General features: G+C 64.0%; 16 protein-coding genes. 4 read left to right on the top strand and 12 right to left on the bottom strand.

Going from position 1 to position 15186, the window contains the following annotated elements; all coding sequences use genetic code 11:
• Positions 1-4: 4 nt before the first annotated feature.
• Together ACXAHG_RS03385 and ACXAHG_RS03380 are read right to left on the bottom strand one after the other, a co-directional pair.
• Positions 5-1213, bottom strand: coding sequence for an aminopeptidase P family protein (locus tag ACXAHG_RS03385; protein WP_475055869.1), 1209 nt, complete (start codon positions 1211-1213; stop codon positions 5-7).
• A 319-nt stretch (positions 1214-1532) separates the two neighbouring features.
• Entirely contained in the window at positions 1533-2318 is a 786-nt protein-coding gene (locus ACXAHG_RS03380; protein WP_475040993.1) for an alpha/beta hydrolase, read from the bottom strand.
• Between the two features lie 172 nt (positions 2319-2490).
• Here ACXAHG_RS03380 and ACXAHG_RS03375 point away from each other — a divergent pair, with 172 nt between their 5' ends.
• Entirely contained in the window at positions 2491-3963 is a 1473-nt protein-coding gene (locus ACXAHG_RS03375; protein ID WP_475055867.1) for an NAD-dependent succinate-semialdehyde dehydrogenase, read from the top strand.
• A gap of 27 nt (positions 3964-3990) precedes the next feature.
• Here ACXAHG_RS03375 and ACXAHG_RS03370 read toward each other — a convergent pair whose 3' ends face one another.
• The 7 genes from ACXAHG_RS03370 to ACXAHG_RS03340 all read right to left on the bottom strand — a co-directional run bounded on the left by ACXAHG_RS03370 (position 3991) and on the right by ACXAHG_RS03340 (position 10848).
• Complete coding sequence (locus tag ACXAHG_RS03370) at positions 3991-4389, bottom strand: globin domain-containing protein (RefSeq protein WP_475040990.1); 399 nt, start codon at positions 4387-4389, stop codon at positions 3991-3993.
• A gap of 205 nt (positions 4390-4594) precedes the next feature.
• Entirely contained in the window at positions 4595-5059 is a 465-nt protein-coding gene (locus tag ACXAHG_RS03365) for an Hsp20 family protein (protein ID WP_475040988.1), read from the bottom strand.
• 133 nt (positions 5060-5192) lie between these two features.
• Entirely contained in the window at positions 5193-6008 is an 816-nt protein-coding gene (locus ACXAHG_RS03360) for a trypsin-like serine peptidase (RefSeq protein WP_475055865.1), read from the bottom strand.
• Entirely contained in the window at positions 6005-6736 is a 732-nt protein-coding gene (locus ACXAHG_RS03355) for a trypsin-like serine peptidase (RefSeq protein ID WP_475045219.1), read from the bottom strand. The genes ACXAHG_RS03360 and ACXAHG_RS03355 overlap by 4 nt, the downstream gene beginning before the upstream one ends.
• Before the next feature lie 186 nt (positions 6737-6922).
• Positions 6923-8245 (bottom strand): glycolate oxidase subunit GlcF, encoded by a 1323-nt coding sequence (gene glcF / locus ACXAHG_RS03350; protein WP_475055864.1) that lies wholly within the window; start codon positions 8243-8245, stop codon positions 6923-6925.
• A 3-nt stretch (positions 8246-8248) separates the two neighbouring features.
• Positions 8249-9346 (bottom strand): FAD-binding protein, encoded by a 1098-nt coding sequence (locus ACXAHG_RS03345; protein ID WP_475055862.1) that lies wholly within the window; start codon positions 9344-9346, stop codon positions 8249-8251.
• A gap of 53 nt (positions 9347-9399) precedes the next feature.
• Positions 9400-10848: an FAD-linked oxidase C-terminal domain-containing protein gene (locus tag ACXAHG_RS03340; protein ID WP_475055861.1), complete on the bottom strand. Its 1449-nt coding sequence runs from the start codon at positions 10846-10848 to the stop codon at positions 9400-9402.
• An 80-nt stretch (positions 10849-10928) separates the two neighbouring features.
• Here ACXAHG_RS03340 and ACXAHG_RS03335 point away from each other — a divergent pair, with 80 nt between their 5' ends.
• Positions 10929-11651: a DUF599 domain-containing protein gene (locus tag ACXAHG_RS03335; RefSeq protein WP_475055860.1), complete on the top strand. Its 723-nt coding sequence runs from the start codon at positions 10929-10931 to the stop codon at positions 11649-11651.
• 35 nt (positions 11652-11686) lie between these two features.
• Entirely contained in the window at positions 11687-12043 is a 357-nt protein-coding gene (locus tag ACXAHG_RS03330; protein ID WP_475055858.1) for a hypothetical protein, read from the top strand.
• A gap of 52 nt (positions 12044-12095) precedes the next feature.
• Here the strand turns inward: ACXAHG_RS03330 and rlmH are convergent, their stop codons facing one another.
• From rlmH to ACXAHG_RS03315, 3 genes are all read right to left on the bottom strand, one after another.
• Entirely contained in the window at positions 12096-12566 is a 471-nt protein-coding gene (gene rlmH, locus ACXAHG_RS03325) for a 23S rRNA (pseudouridine(1915)-N(3))-methyltransferase RlmH (protein ID WP_475055856.1), read from the bottom strand.
• A gap of 92 nt (positions 12567-12658) precedes the next feature.
• Complete coding sequence (rsfS, locus tag ACXAHG_RS03320) at positions 12659-13021, bottom strand: ribosome silencing factor (RefSeq protein WP_475055854.1); 363 nt, start codon at positions 13019-13021, stop codon at positions 12659-12661.
• Between the two features lie 477 nt (positions 13022-13498).
• Positions 13499-14830 carry a mechanosensitive ion channel family protein gene (locus ACXAHG_RS03315; protein ID WP_475040975.1) on the bottom strand — a complete coding sequence of 444 codons (1332 nt, stop codon included), beginning with the start codon at positions 14828-14830 and terminating at the stop codon, positions 13499-13501.
• A 223-nt stretch (positions 14831-15053) separates the two neighbouring features.
• Between ACXAHG_RS03315 and ACXAHG_RS03310 the strand changes: the two genes are divergently transcribed.
• Positions 15054-15152 (top strand): isopropylmalate isomerase, encoded by a 99-nt coding sequence (locus ACXAHG_RS03310; protein WP_475055852.1) that lies wholly within the window; start codon positions 15054-15056, stop codon positions 15150-15152.
• The last annotated feature ends 34 nt before the right edge of the window (positions 15153-15186 follow it).

Here is a 15186-nt window from a genome sequence, read left to right as displayed (position 1 = left end):
TTTGTCAGCCGACGACGTTGAACTCCGGCCCATAGGGGTATTTGGTGATGTTCTCGTTGCCGTCCTCGTGGATGATCAGGATGTCATGCTCACGGTAGCCGCCGGCACCCGGCTGGCCATCGGCGATGGTCAGCATCGGCTCCATCGAGATCACCATGCCCGGCTCCAGCACCGTGTCGATGTCCTCGCGCAGCTCAAGGCCCGCCTCGCGGCCATAGTAGTGCGACAGAACGCCGAATGAGTGGCCATAGCCGAAGGTGCGGTACTGCAGCAGGTCCTGCTCTTCAAAGAAGGCGTTGATCTTATGGGTGATTTCCGCACAGCTCGCACCCGGTTTCAGCAGCGAGATTCCCAGCTCATGGGCCGCCACATTGGCCTCCCAGATGCGCAGGGACTCGGCGTCGACCTCTTTCACGAACATGGTCCGCTCCAGCGCGGTGTAATAGCCGGAGATCATCGGGAAAGTGTTCAGCGACAGGATGTCGCCGCGCTCCAGCCGGCGCCCCGTCACCGGGTTGTGGGCGCCGTCGGTGTTGATGCCCGACTGGAACCACACCCAGGTGTCGCGGTATTCCGCATCCGGGAAGCGCTTAGCAATCTCCAGCTCCATCGCATCGCGGCCGGCCATCGCCACGTCGATCTCCCGCGCGCCTTCCTTGACTGCATCCCGGATGGCAAAACCGCCCACGTCCGCCACCGCGGCGCCGGCCCGGATCATCTCCAGCTCAGCGGCGGATTTGCCCATCCGCTGGCGCATGGTCGGCTCATAAAGATCAACCAGCTGCGACGGCTTCAGGAAGCCTTCCAGCTTGGCCTTCTGCAGCAGGGTCAGGTGGTCGCTTTCATAGCCGACAACCGCGCCCTCGCCGCTTACCGATTTGATTGCACGCCAGAAATTGTCGCGCTGCCAGTCGGTATAGGTGATGTTGTCGCAGAACGAGCGGCGCCAGGGCTGGCCCGCGTCGATACCGGCGGAGATGGTCACGGCTTCGGTCGCGGTAACCACCATCCCGTAGGGGCGGCCAAAGGCGCAATAGGTGAAGCCAGAATAATAGGAAATGTTGTGCATCGAGGTGAAGACAGCGGCGCTCACCCCAGTTTCAGCCATGATCTTGCGCAGGCCTGCGATCCGCGCCTCGTATTCGGAGACAGCAAATTGCAGCGGCGCCTTCTCACCATTGTGAAAACGGTACATTTCAGGACGTGAAGTCATATCAGACCCTTCCTTCTTACAAGAAAGGTCCCGGCGTTCAGGACAGTTTTGGATTTTGAGGGCGGCATGTGATCCATGCGGCGACGCCATCGCCTGGCCCTTGGGCTGGAAGATGCGGCGGAATCATCATTCTGGCAAGAGAAAAGATAAACTGCCTCCAGCCAATTCTCACTGAGGACAGCGCCCGATCCTCGGGGTGGGGGCTGAAAGCGCCCTCCCCGTGGGGGAGGGTCGGGCGCTGTCCGGCCTGTCGGCCGGACAGGAGTGCTCAATTCATGGAACACACGCAGGGCGGGCGGTTCCGCCCGCCGCGCCGCCCTCAATTCACAATCAGCGCCACCAGATCGCTGTCCGGGTCCGCCAGCGGATCAATCACGTTGAAATGGTGCTTGCCAAAGGCGATGACGTGATCCGCCTCCCAGGCCTCGACCAGCCAGATCGCCTGATCCAGGAACGCCGGCCTCTCTTCCCCGCCGACCCAGACCGTCACCTCCGCCGGATAGCGGTCCGTCATATCCACCGGGCTTTCGGCAATGGCAGCCGCCGAATCCATCTGGAACTTCTGGTTCATCGAGGTCCGCAGAAGGGGGCGCAGATCCGCCAGCGGCGAAATCGGGATCACCGTCTTGATCCGCTCCCCCACTTCGGCAGGCAGCAGTGCCTTGTCCAGCATCCGCGCCACCAGATGGCCGCCCGCGGAATGCCCCGCCAGGGCAATCGGCCCCGCGACCTCACCCGCAATCCGGGTCACCGCCGCGGTGATCTGCCGGGTGATACCGGCAATCCGCACCTCGGGGCACAGGTCATAGGACGGCATCGCCACCGCCCAGCCATGGGATATCGCCCCGCGCGCCAGATGCGACCAGGAGCTTTTGTCGAAGGCCAGCCAGTAGCCCCCATGCACAAAGACAAACACCCCCTTGGGCGTGCCCTCCGGCAGGAACAGGTCGAACTTCTGCCGTTCCCCTTCACCATAGGGGATGTCCAGCCGGGCGCGCTCATGCAGGCTGTTGCGGAAGTCCTCCGCCGAGGCAGCCCAGCGCGGAGGATAGTCCGCGGCATTCTCGATATAGGCCCCGTTGGCATAGGCATCGTCCAATTCCATGCGCTCTCTCCTCAAATCCTGTTGCGGTTAGCTGACAGGCTTGCATCCGGCTTGTCAAATCGGCTCAATGAATAACCGTAATATGGTATACCATCTGGACTCATCAAAGTTTCTGGACATACTTAGGCGCAACTGATTTGCATGTCCCAAACGAATTCCCGGGAGGCCCGCAATGCTCGACGCAACCACAGATCTCAAATCCCTTCTCAAAGACCCCAGCCTGCTGGAGACCCGCGGCTATATCGGCGGCCAATTTGTTGACGGCGAAAGCACCTTTGACGTGACCAACCCGGCCCGCGGCGATGTGATCGCCCGGATGGCCGATATCAGCCGCGCCCAGGTGGCCGGCGCCATCGCCCAGGCCGAAGCGGCGCAAAAGGACTGGGCCAAATGGACCGGCAAGGAACGCGCCGCCGTGCTGCGCAAGTGGTTCGACCTGATGATGGCAAACCAGGAAGACCTCGCCGTGATCCTGACCGCCGAAATGGGCAAGCCGCTGGCGGAATCCCGCGGCGAGATCGCCTATGGCGCCTCCTTCATCGAATTCTTCGCGGAAGAGGCCAAGCGCATCTACGGCGAAACCATCCCCGGCCATCAGCGCGACAAGCGTATCACCGTGCTGAAGCAGCCGATCGGCGTTGCCGCCTCGATCACGCCCTGGAACTTCCCCAACGCGATGATCACCCGCAAGGCAGGCCCGGCGCTGGCCGCCGGCTGCGCCTTTGTCGCCCGCCCCGCCGCCGAGACCCCGCTGTCGGCCACCGTGCTGGCGGTGCTGGCAGAGCGCGCCGGCATCCCGGCCGGCGTCTTCAACGTGGTGCCGTCGTCGCGCGCCTCTGAAATTGGCAAGGAATTCTGCGAGAACGACGCAGTGCGCAAGCTGACCTTCACCGGCTCCACCGAGGTGGGGCGCATCCTGATGCGCCAGGCCGCCGACACCGTGATGAAATGCTCGATGGAACTGGGCGGCAACGCGCCTTTCATTGTCTTTGACGACGCCGACCTCGACGCCGCCGTCGAAGGCGCCATCATGTGCAAGTTCCGCAACAACGGCCAGACCTGCGTCTGCGCCAACCGGATCTATGTGCAGGCCGGCGTTTACGATGCCTTTGCAGAGAAGCTGAAGGCGGCGGTCGAGGCGATGAACGTCGGCGACGGCCTCAAGGACGGCATCCACTTCGGCCCGCTGATCAACATGGAAGCGGTCGAAAAGGTGCAGGAGCACATCGCCGATGCGACCGCCAAGGGCGGCGAAGTGATCCTCGGCGGCAACCCCTCGGAACTGGGCGGCAGCTTCTTCCAGCCGACCATCGTCAAGGGCGCCACCCAGGACATGGCCTTTGCCACCGACGAGACCTTCGGCCCCCTCGCCCCGCTGTTCAAGTTCGAGGACGAGGACGAGGTCATCGCCATGGCCAACGACACCATCTTCGGCCTTGCCTCCTACTTCTACGCCAAGGACCTCAGCCGCGTGTACAAGGTCGCCGAGGCGCTGGAATACGGGATTGTCGGCGTCAACACCGGCATCATCTCCACCGAGGTGGCCCCGTTCGGCGGCGTCAAGCAGTCCGGCCTCGGCCGCGAAGGCAGCCATCACGGCATCGAAGATTACCTGGAGATGAAATACATCTGCATGTCGGTCTGATCCGGCCTGCGGATCACGGCAGCCGGGTCAGTGACGGGCCATGGTCCCCGCCACCCGGCTGATGGCGCTGGCCCAGGCAAGCTCTGTCTCCGGGTCCAGGTCTGCCCCCAGAACATCGCGCAAAGCGGCGATCAGCGCCCGCTTTGCCGCTTCCGTCTCGCGGGAGCCAACCCCCAGGTGGGCATGCATCTCAACCAGTTGGGCGCCTAGCTCCTCCAGCGTGCGCGGATCATCCAGATTGCGCACACAGGAGGCAATCATGGCTGTCAGCATCGCTTTCTGCTTCACGAAGTTGCCGCGGAACATCGCCCGTGCTTCCGGCAGGCGGGTAAACAGATGCACATAGAACCGCTCCGCCAGATCGGCCTTGCGGGCAAAGATGCCGGCAAAGCTTTGCTGCACATGCTGAATCTGCTGGCGTTCCATGCAACCTGCCCCGACCGCGCTTTGAAAGCACCAGCGGGCGGTCAAACGCCGGCACAAAATCAGTAACCAGCCCAGTGTGCCGCCAAAATCCTAACAACCGGTTGCCCTTTGCAACCTCAGGATGCCCCCGCGGGGACAGCCCGCCAATACAAAAAGCCCCCCGGCTAAGCCAGGGGGCGGGACACTCGAACCGGGGTCCGTGGGATCAGTTGACCGATTTGGCCTCGATCTCCGGGCGGTTCGGGCGGGAGGAGGAGATTTCGATCCGGCGCGGTTTCAGCGCCTCCGGCACCTCGCGGTGCAGATCGATATGCAGCATGCCGTTCTCATGGCTGGCACCGGTCACATGGACATGGTCGGCCAGGGTGAAACGGCGTTCGAATGCGCGGGTGGCGATGCCGCGGTGCAGGAAGGTGCGGCCGTCGCTATCCTCTGCCTTCTTCGCGGACACGACCAGCGCGTTTTCCTTCACTTCGACATTCAGGTCTTCGTCAGAAAAGCCGGCAACAGCAATTGAGATGCGGTAGCTGTCGGCGTCGGTCTTCTCGATGTTGTAGGGCGGGTAGCTGGACTGTGCCGCGTCGGCGCTCAGGGCGCGGTCCATCAGGCTGGCGATCTGGTCAAAGCCGATGGTGGCACGGTGCAGCGGTGCAAAGTCAAAAGTACGCATTTTCAATCCTCATTCATGAGCGATTTCAGGATGCCTTCCCCGCAAGGACAGGCTGGTTTTGCTCCGGGCCCCAATCAGCGGCTGCCCGGATAGTCCTGAGATAGGAACGGAAAAAATGGCTTCAAGAGGTGCCTCAGTCGCCAACGCCGACAAATTTCGCACCGCCCGCCGAACCGCCGCCGCCAACCCGGATCCGCTTGATCCGCCGGTCCGGCGGCGCCACCGGATTGCGGCGCAGCTGTGCCTTCAGCTCGGCCACCCGCTGCGGCAGTTTCATGCCAAAGGCCACCTGTTTGCCGCGGTAATTGCCGCCACCCGAAACCAGCGCCAGAATGCGCCCGCGCCCGCCGACCTGGGAAAACACCGGCGCCCCGGAGGAGCCGAAAGTCACATTGCAGTCGATCATCATCACATCGCCGCTTTCGGCCATCAGGTTGCACTGGCGCTGGCGCGACAATGCCTCCGCCCGGCCCTGCCCGTAGGAGGTGACCGAGATTCCGCTGCCATAGCCCCGCCCCGAATGCAGCGCAAAGGCATCCGCCTCTCCGCTCAGGACCGGCTCCGACAGGCGGATCAGCGCCACGTCATGGCGGATATTCTCCAAGGTCAGGCGATTGCGCGGATCATAACCGGGATGCGCTGCAACCTGCAGTGCCTGCCGCTCGGCAATCGCCACCCCGTCCCGCAATCCGGCCCGGAACCGGATCTGCTCTGCCGGGCGCTGATTTCCGTTGCGGTCATAGACGCAATGCGCCGCCGTCAGCACCAGTTCCGGCGCAATCAGCGTGCCGGTGCAGAAGCCCTGCCCGTTCAGCTCCAGGCGTCCGACGGCCTCCCATCCGAACAGGTCATCGCGATCGGTCAGCCGCCGCAGGCCGGTGCTCTGGGCCGTTGCGCAAGCAGCGTACGACAGGGTGGCAACACCCAGGATCAGCGCCCGCCAGATCATTGCCTGATAAACTTCGCACCAGAGGAGCTGCGCCCCTCCCCGACCCTGACGCGGCCCACACCGGGCGGCAGCTGCCCGCCCGTGTTCACCCCGGTCAGCTGCGCCTGCAACAGGGTCAGCTCATCGGCCAGGGCAGACCCCAGCGACACCCGCTCGCCGCTGACCTCAGCCTTGGCGGAGATCACCGAAACAATCCGCGGCGTGCCGTCCTCAAAGGAAAACACCGGCGCCCCGGAAGAGCCGAAATCCACATCGCAGGACATCACCAGCACCCCTTGCTGGCGCGCCATCACCGCGCAGACCTCCTGCAGGGAGGGCGCCTCGGAGCGGTCGTGGGCATAGGAGACGACGCCGATCCTGGCGCCCTTGCGCGGGCGCTCGTCGGTCTCAAAAGGCGTTACGGTGGTGTTGCGGATCGGGCGCTGCAGCTGCAGCAGGGCAATGTCATTGCGCACCCGGTCGGTCGACAGCTCGCCGTTATAGACATAGGAAGGATGCTGCACCGCCCGGCGCACAGAGCGGTAGGCCGAGGCGCGCCCGTTGCGCCAGCCCGCCAGGAATTCGATGGTGGCGGGGTCGATCGGCGCCTTGGTGCGGCTGTCATAAAGGCAATGCGCGGCGGTCAGCACCAGATCCGGCGCAATCAGCGCGCCGGTGCAGAACCCTTCGCCATTCACATCGAGCCGCCCGACTGCTTCCCATTTGCGGCCTGCATCCAGCGTGTCCATCCGCTGCAAACGGCTGTCCTGCGCCAGTGATGCAGCTGGCACCAGCACCGCCAGAACCGCCAGAATCCACTGCCTCACATGTCTCTCCTCTTATCCACCAGGTGGGAGATTATTGGTCTGTTCAGGCAAAATTACGGCAAATGCGCGGTTTATGCAGCCCGATTCTTTCCGCTGTGCAAAAACCGCTCAGCGCAGGACCGGCACCTCCGGCACCCGCTTGCCCGGCGCCGCCAGCGCAGGCGGCTGCGGGCCGCCGGAGGCCCAGTCCAGCAGCTCGACCGTATGCACGATCGGCACCTGCGTGCCGGAGCCGATCTGCATCATGCAGCCGATGTTGCCCGCGGCGATCAGGTCTGGCTGTTTGGCCTCCAGCGTCTTCACCTTACGCGCCTTCAGCTGGGCCGAGATTTCCGGCTGCATCAGGTTGTAGGTGCCGGCCGAGCCGCAGCACAGATGGCTGTCGGCAGGTTCCACCACCCTGAAGCCAGCCCGTTTCAGCAGCGTCTTGGGATGTGTCTTGATCTGCTGACCATGCTGCAGCGAGCAGGCCGCGTGATAGGCCACGGTCAGCCCCTTGTCCGCGCCCTCCGGCAGCTCCAGCTGCATCAGCAGTTCGGAGATATCCATGGCGATCCCTGACACCCGCGCGGCCTCCGCCGCCAGCGCGTCATTGCGGAACATATACCCGTAGTCCTTGACCGTGGTACCGCAGCCGGAGGTATTGATGACAATCGCATCCAGCCCCTGCCCGTCGATCTCTGCCGCCCAGGCACGGATATTCCTGGCGGCGGCGGCGTGGCTCTCCTCCTCGCGCCCCATATGGTGGGTCAGCGCGCCGCAGCAGCCTGCCCCCCTGGCCACAACCACCTCGCAGCCCAGCCGGGTCAGCAGCCGGATGGTGGCGTCGTTGATATCCGTGTTCAGCGCTTTCTGGGCGCAGCCGGTCATCAGTGCGACGCGCTTCTGGCGCGGCACTGCAGCGGCAAAGCTTTGCGGATCATCATTGCGGCTGACCGGCGGAATGGTCTTGGGCGCCATGTCCAGCATTGCCCTGAGCCGCGCGTCAGGCATCAGCCCTTTGAGGGGCCTCGCCAGTTTAGCCCCCATCAGCGCCAGCCGGAACCTTGTGGGATAGGGCAGGATCCGTGCCAGCAGCCAGCGCAGGGCACGGTCGCTCCAGGGCCGGTCATAGTGCTTCTCGATATAGGCACGGGCATGGTCCACCAGATGCATGTAGTGCACACCCGACGGACAAGTTGTCATGCAGGCCAAGCACGACAGGCAGCGGTCGATGTGCTTGACGGTCTTTTCGTCCGGTACACGGCTGTTCTCCAGCATGTCCTTGATCAGATAGATCCGGCCGCGCGGTGAATCCAGCTCATCCCCCAGCACCTGATAAGTCGGGCAAGTGGCGGTGCAAAACCCGCAATGCACGCAGGAGCGCAGGATTTCATTGGCACGCCTGGTGCCGGGGTCCTGCAGCTGTTCATCAGAGAAAGTGGTCTGCATGTGTTACCCCATCAGCCCCGGATTGAGGATGCCCTTCGGATCGAACTTCTGCCGCAGCCCTGCGGAGATTGCCGCCAGGGGGCCAGGCTGCGGCTGGAACACGCCCAGCCGGGCGCGGGTCTCTGTGCTGGCGCGCACCAGGGTGGCATGGCCCGGCACATTGATCCGCCCCCGCAAATCCGTGCCTTCGGCGACCCGTGCCCAGATCAGCCCGCCGCCCCAATCGACCTGCAGCGCCTCCGCCTGCAACCGCGGCGCCAGCACCACCGCATCGGAAGGTTTCACCGAAATCCGCCAGACATCCCCCTGTGTCCCATGGAAGGCGGAGACATCCCCGATGCCCTGCCAGAGCGCATCGCAATCCGGCACAATCCCCGCAGCTCCAAAGCGGCCAAGCTCCGATGCCAGTTGTTCGCTCCGGTAAGCCACTGACTCCGCAAAACCCTCCACCCGGACAAGGGCGGTCTGCCCGTCCGGGTCATAGGCCGCACCGGTCACGTCATAGGGTGAGCCCAGGGCCGCCGACATTGCCGCCACCGCCTGGGCCAGATCCACCCCCTCCACGGCAACCGCCGCCGCAGCCTCGGCCTGCGGCAGAACCTTCAGCGACACTTCCGTCAGCACCCCCAGGGTGCCATGGGCGCCGCACATCAGCTTGACCAGGTCATAGCCGGTCACGTTCTTCATCACCCGGCCGCCGTTTTTCACTGCTTGGCCGCTGCCATCCACGAACCGCACCCCCAGCAGGTGGTCGCGTGCCGCCCCCGCCTGAATACGCCGGGGTCCGGACACATTCGCTGCAATCACGCCGCCAATGGTCGGCTCTCCCTCGGTGCCCAGCAGCCCGCGGTGGTCCATCGGCTCAAACGCCAGCCGCTGGTTTTCCGCAGCCAGAAGCGCCTCCACCTCTGCCACCGGCGTGCCTGCCCTGACCACCAGCGTCAAAGCGCCCGGTTCATACAGCTCCACACCGGACAGCCCAGCCGTGCTCAAGACCGCGCCCTCCACTGCCAGGCCGCGGCTGCCGCCGCCCTGAAGGCACAGCGGCCCGCTTGCGCCTGCAATGATTTCGGCCACTTCGGCCTCGCTCCCTGGTGTCATCATTTTCATCTTGCCAAAAATACTCTGGGGGTTTGGGGGCTAGCCCCCAAGGATCACTCGGCAGCCAGTGCCACCGCACGGCGGCCTTCGGTTACCGGCAGCGGGAACACCTTGGCCGGGTTCAAGAGCCACTTGGGGTCAAACACATCCTTGACCTTCAGTTGCGCCTCCAGATCCGCTTCGCTGTACTGATGCAGCATCAGATCGCGCTTCTCGACCCCCACCCCGTGCTCGCCGGTCAAACAGCCGCCCGCCTCGACACAAAGCTTCAGGATTTCGGCCCCAAAGGCTTCGCAGGTTTCCAGGTCGCCGGGCTTGTTGGCATCAAACAGAATCAGCGGGTGCATATTGCCGTCGCCCGCGTGGAACACATTGGCCACATCCAGCCCGAACTCCTTGCTCATCTCACCGATGCGGCGCAGCACATAGGGCAGCGAGGACACCGGAATAGTGCCGTCCAGGCACATGTAATCGTTGATCTGCCCCATGGCGCCAAAGGCCGATTTGCGGCCCAGCCAGATCCGGGCGGCCTCATCGGCATCCCCCGCCTCGCGCAGCTCCACAGGGCTGTGCGACCGGGCAATCTCTGTGATCAGCCCCAGCTGATGCGCAATCTCTGCTGCGCTGCCCTCGACTTCAACGATCAGCAGCGCCTCGCACATCGGATAGCCCGCCTTGGCAAAGGCCTCGCAGGCCTCGATGCAGGGGCGGTCCATGAACTCAATCGCCACCGGCAGCACGCCCGCCTTGATGATGTCGCTGACGCAGGCGCCGGCCACCTCATTGCTGTCAAAGCCGATCAGAACCGGCCGCGCGCCCTCGGGCTTGCGCAGGATCCGCAGGGTGGCCTCCGTCACCACACCCAGCTGCCCTTCGCTGCCGCAAATGACGCCCAAGAGGTCCAAGCCCCCGGCGTCCAGATGCGCGCCGCCGATCTCCACCACGGTGCCGTCCATCATCACCATGGTGACGCCCATGAGGTTGTTGGTGGTGACGCCGTATTTCAGGCAATGCGCCCCGCCAGAGTTCATTGCGATATTGCCGGCAATCGCACAGGCCAGCTGCGAGGAAGGGTCGGGCGCGTAGAAGAACTCTTCCTCCTCCACCGCGCCGGAGACGCTCAGGTTGGTGCGCCCGGTCTGCACCCGGATGATGCGGTTCTCAAAATCGGTTTCCAGCACCCCGTTCATCCGCGCCACCCCCAGGATCACGCAATCCGCGGTCGGCAGCGCCCCGCCCGCCAGCGAGGTCCCAGCCCCGCGCGGTACCACCGGCACGCCTTCCTGGTGGCAGATCCGCAGAATGTCCGAGACCTCCTGCGTCGTGCGCGGCAGCACCGCCAGCAGCGGCGGGCACTTGTAGGCCGTCAGCGCATCGCATTCATAGGCCCGGGTTTCCGCCGCATCCTGGATCACCGCATCCGGCGGCAGCACGGCCCGCAGCCGCGCCGCAAGCGCCGCTTTGCGCGCCAGAATGGCGGGGTTCGGGGATGGCATCTGCATCGGGTTCTCCTATTTGGTAAAATGATATTACCAATTCTTCCGATCTGGCAAGTGCCAGATCGCCGCGCTAGGGTCAGCCCATGATCTGGACCAGCCGCCTTGCCCAATTCTCTGTCTTTGACCTCGCCGCGCTCACCCTGCTGATCGCAGGCTGGCTGTGGATCGGCTGGCGGATCGAGAACCCGCCTGCGGGGCGGCCTTCAGTCACTTTACTGATGGAGGATTTCCGGCGCGACTGGATGAAGCGGATGGTGGAGCGCGACCCGCGGATCTTTGACGCCCAACTGGTGGGCAACCTGCGCCAGGCCACCGCCTTCTTTGCCTCTGCCGCAATGATTGCCATTGGCGGCGGGCTGGCGCTGATCGGCAATACAGAGCAGCTGGCGGGCGTCGCCGAAGACCTGATTCAGGACAGCGCCCCGGCCTTTGTCTGGGAGGTGAAGATCCTGGTGGTGCTGCTGCTGCTGTCCAATGCGTTTCTGAAATTTGTCTGGTCGCACCGGCTGTTCGGCTATTGCGCCGTGCTGATGGCAGCGGTCCCGAATGATCCCGCCCATGATCTCGCCTATCCCCGCGCCGCGCAGTCGGCCGAAATCAGCATCACCGCCGCACGCAGTTTCAACCGCGGCATGCGGTCGACCTATTTCGCGCTGGCCGCTGTCGCCTGGCTGGCGGGCGCCCTGCCCTTGGGGGCGGCGGCGCTGATCACCATAGCCGTCCTCTACCGGCGCGAATTCGCCTCCCATTCCCGTCGGATACTGCTGCGCATCCCGCCCGATAGCAAAGGGGACACGGTTTCGTGACTGCACTGCAGCGTCGCCGCAGCTAAGGTGCGGGCATGAAACACCTGCTTGTGACCTGCGCGCTCAGCGCCGCTGCCCTGCCCGCATTTGCGGATGAACCGGTGATCGAAAACGCCACCGCCCGCCACTCCGGCGGCAGCTGGTCCTTCAGCGTCACCCTGTCCCACCCTGATACCGGATGGGAGCATTACGCCGACGGCTGGCGGGTGCTGGACATGGACGGCAACGAACTCGGCCTGCGCGTGCTGGCGCATCCGCATGAGCACGAACAACCCTTCACCCGGTCCCTCAGCGGCGTGCAGATCCCGGATGGCACAACCCAAGTGCAAATCCAGGCCCGCTGCCTGGTCGACGGCTGGGGCAAGGAAACCTACGTCCTCACCCTGCCCTGACTTTCATCTTTCCAAAAATACTCGCGCCGCAGGCATGCGCCGCAAGGCGCATTCACACCCGGTGATACGGGCTGCCCGCCAGAATGGTTGCAGCGCGGTAGATCTGCTCCGCCAGCATCACCCGCACCAGCAAATGCGGCCAGACCATCTTGCCAAAGGAGATTGAGAAGTCGGCCTCAGCCCGCAAACCGGGATCAATCCCGTCTGCGCCGCCGATGATCAGCGCCAGATCCTGGCGGCCGCTGTCGCGCCAGCCGGCCAGCTTGTCCGCAAAATCCGGTGAAGACAGAAGTTTACCGCGCTCATCCAGGGTGCAGATCACCGCCCCCTTGGGCAGCGCCTTGCGCAACAGCGCGGCCTCTGCCGCCATGCCTGCGTTCTTCTTGTCCTCGATCTCCACCACCCGCGCAGGCCCCAGGCCCAGCGCGCGGCCGGTCCGGTCGAACCGGGTGAGATAATCGTCGATGAGGGATTTTTCCGGGCCAGAGCGCAGACGCCCGGCCGCACAGATATGCAGACGCATGAAATTCCTGAAGCGATCCGGCCTGTTGTATTCAGGCCTGAAGCAATCCGGCCCGCACCCAGGCGCGGGCCCGCATCAAATCAGTCCCGGGATCAGCCCTCGGCAGCGGCGGAGCCTGCAGGCATCCACATCTTCTCGAGCTGGTAGAACTCGCGCACTTCGGGGCGGAACAGGTGAACGATCACATCGCCAGAGTCGATCAGCACCCAATCGCCGGCGCCTTTGCCTTCGGTCTTGCAGATGATGCCGTAATCCTGTTTCAGGCGGTCCATCAGCTTTTCCGCCATCGCAGCGACCTGACGGGTCGAACGGCCGGAGGCGATCACCATATAGTCGCCGATCTCGGTCTTGCCGCGCAGGTCGATCTGCACAACATCTTCCGCTTTGTCATCGCTGAGTGAGGAGAGAATCCGCTCCAGCAGCTGTTCGCTGGTGGGCTGGGACTGGGAAGCCATCACGGCTGCCCCATTAACAGCGGCATCTGCCGCTTGAGGTACGGGTGACAGGACATAGTCCTCCTTACAACGCGCCGCCAAGCCCCGGCGCCGGGCCTGTTAATAATGTAGCAACCAGAGGGTAAACTTTCAATGAAACCCGCCCCGGCGATGCAAGCCCTGTGCTTTATCCGTCATTGCCGCCGGGTGCAACCCTCACCGGCAGCGGGTCAGGTCCTGCTGACATTCCCCCTGCTGCACTGGTTTCAGCCAAAATCCGCCAGCACAAGGCAATTTCGCGCAGACAGGGTGGCCCCCTTTCAAGCGGAATTAACGCAGGGATGGCGGATTTTGGCGAAATCCCTTCGGGACGCGGTGAATTTTGCCCCCGGCGGCGCGAATTTCCCCTTCTGGTCAACCAGACCACCGCGGGTAATTTCGCTGACCGGACACAAAATTCGCCTCGCGCCAGTGCAGCAGGGGGAACGTCAGCAGGCCCTACAGCATCCGCACCTCGCGCTGCGGGAACGGGATAGAGATGCCTTCAGCCTGGAACGCATCCCACAGCGCCAGATAGACATTGCCGCGAATATTGGTGAGGCCGCCGGTGGGATCGTCGATCCAGAAGCGCAGAACATAATCGACGCTGCTGTCGCCAAAGCCGGTGATGTGGCAGACCGGCTTTTTGCTGCCGTACTGCAGCACCCGCGTAACACCGCAGGCGGCCTCGATGGCGATCTTGCGGACCTTGTGGGGATCGTCGCTGTAGCCGGTGCCGAAACGCAGATCCAGGCGCACATATTTGTCGGAATGCGACCAGTTCACCACCTGGGTGGTGATCAGGTCCTCGTTCGGGATCAGGTATTCCCGCCCGTCGCGGGTCACAACAGAGACATAGCGCGCACCCAGCGCGTTGATCCAGCCGAAGGTGTCGCCAAGGCTGATCACATCGCCCGGCTTGATCGACTTGTCCAAAAGGATGATCAGCCCCGACACCAGGTTCGACACCACTTTTTGCAGGCCGAAACCAAGGCCCACGCCGATGGCCCCGGACAGCACCGCCAGGCCGGTCAGGTCAATGCCGATAGCCTTCAGCCCGATAAAGAAGGCACCGCCGAACAGCAGGATCTGCGCCAGCTTGGCCCCCAGCACCTGCATCGACGGCGAGATGTCAGGATTGGCCCGGATCCGGTTGGACGCCACCTGGGAAATCACCCGCGCCAGCGTCAGCATCACCCCCAGGATCACCACCGCCTGCACCACCAGATACAACGATATCCTGAGATCGCCGAAATCGATGGCGACACCGTCCATAAGATGGACCGCGTCCTCGGTGATGCCCAGGATCCGCAGCGTGATCCAGGTCCAGGCGCCGTATTTCACAAGGTTGCGCAGCAGCGGATTGCCGACCAGCCGGGTGGCCAGCGCCACAATCAGCCAGGCCAGAGACAGATTGGCAATCACCGCCAGCAAGCGGGACCGGCTGGGCCAGGTGGCTTCCTGCATGATCAGAACCACCAGCCAGATCAGCACCACGAACAGGATCCCGCGGATCCGTTTGTGCAGTACCAGCGCCATCCGCATCCGCCAGCGCGGCCAGCCGCTGCGGCTGCGCAGCCAGTCATGAAAACCGCGCGCCAGCGGCCGCGCGATCAGGCTGGCCAACACAAAGACCGCCAGCGCTATCCCCACCTGGTAAGCGTTCCAGGGCCGCAGCAGCAGCTCTGCCCCCTGCGCCGCCAGTTCCCACAGGCGCTGGCCAAGCTCCAGCGCCTCGGCGGTGCTTTCTGCGATCGCGTCCCTGGGTGGTGTCTGCTCTTCCGGCTCCATCGCGCGCCCCTTTTTTCCGGCAGTGTGCCGCCCGGCGGCTTCTGGATCAAGGCAAGAGCCTTCCTGCCGGGCTTTCCGATTGGCTGGAAGCAGTACCGGCCGGTGCACAGGAGGTGTACAGGGGGTGCACGCCCTGTGCCGCCCAGGCTGAGAGCGGGGCGCTTTCTTTTCCGGCCCCAGAACGAATCTTGATTGACGGCCCGCCGGGATGTATCTGACAGCCATGACCCTCGTATTGGCGCACAAGATCGAACTGCAAGACCACGCGCGGCTGCGCGAACGGTTCTTTGGCGCCGCCCGCACGGTCCTGGCGCGCCTATAAGGTGCCTGCCCAGCCCAAAGCCAGCATACCCAAT

Source organism: Leisingera sp. ABD4_442, from assembly GCF_056160905.1.
Note: the sequence above shows the minus strand (reverse complement) of the source record. Positions and strands in the feature narration are given on the sequence as shown.

Bases quoted from the DNA above. Each gene is read 5' to 3' on its own strand.
- ACXAHG_RS03385 (WP_475055869.1), bottom strand. From the start codon at position 1,213: ATGACTTCACGTCCTGAAATGTACCGTTTTCACAATGGTGAGAAGGCG.
- ACXAHG_RS03380 (WP_475040993.1), bottom strand. From the start codon at position 2,318: ATGGAATTGGACGATGCCTATGCCAACGGGGCCTATATCGAGAATGCC.
- ACXAHG_RS03375 (WP_475055867.1), top strand. From the start codon at position 2,491: ATGCTCGACGCAACCACAGATCTCAAATCCCTTCTCAAAGACCCCAGC.
- ACXAHG_RS03370 (WP_475040990.1), bottom strand. From the start codon at position 4,389: ATGGAACGCCAGCAGATTCAGCATGTGCAGCAAAGCTTTGCCGGCATC.
- ACXAHG_RS03365 (WP_475040988.1), bottom strand. From the start codon at position 5,059: ATGCGTACTTTTGACTTTGCACCGCTGCACCGTGCCACCATCGGCTTT.
- ACXAHG_RS03360 (WP_475055865.1), bottom strand. From the start codon at position 6,008: ATGATCTGGCGGGCGCTGATCCTGGGTGTTGCCACCCTGTCGTACGCT.
- ACXAHG_RS03355 (WP_475045219.1), bottom strand. From the start codon at position 6,736: ATGGACACGCTGGATGCAGGCCGCAAATGGGAAGCAGTCGGGCGGCTC.
- glcF (WP_475055864.1), bottom strand. From the start codon at position 8,245: ATGCAGACCACTTTCTCTGATGAACAGCTGCAGGACCCCGGCACCAGG.
- ACXAHG_RS03345 (WP_475055862.1), bottom strand. From the start codon at position 9,346: ATGACACCAGGGAGCGAGGCCGAAGTGGCCGAAATCATTGCAGGCGCA.
- ACXAHG_RS03340 (WP_475055861.1), bottom strand. From the start codon at position 10,848: ATGCAGATGCCATCCCCGAACCCCGCCATTCTGGCGCGCAAAGCGGCG.
- ACXAHG_RS03335 (WP_475055860.1), top strand. From the start codon at position 10,929: ATGATCTGGACCAGCCGCCTTGCCCAATTCTCTGTCTTTGACCTCGCC.
- ACXAHG_RS03330 (WP_475055858.1), top strand. From the start codon at position 11,687: ATGAAACACCTGCTTGTGACCTGCGCGCTCAGCGCCGCTGCCCTGCCC.
- rlmH (WP_475055856.1), bottom strand. From the start codon at position 12,566: ATGCGTCTGCATATCTGTGCGGCCGGGCGTCTGCGCTCTGGCCCGGAA.
- rsfS (WP_475055854.1), bottom strand. From the start codon at position 13,021: ATGGCTTCCCAGTCCCAGCCCACCAGCGAACAGCTGCTGGAGCGGATT.
- ACXAHG_RS03315 (WP_475040975.1), bottom strand. From the start codon at position 14,830: ATGGAGCCGGAAGAGCAGACACCACCCAGGGACGCGATCGCAGAAAGC.
- ACXAHG_RS03310 (WP_475055852.1), top strand. From the start codon at position 15,054: ATGACCCTCGTATTGGCGCACAAGATCGAACTGCAAGACCACGCGCGG.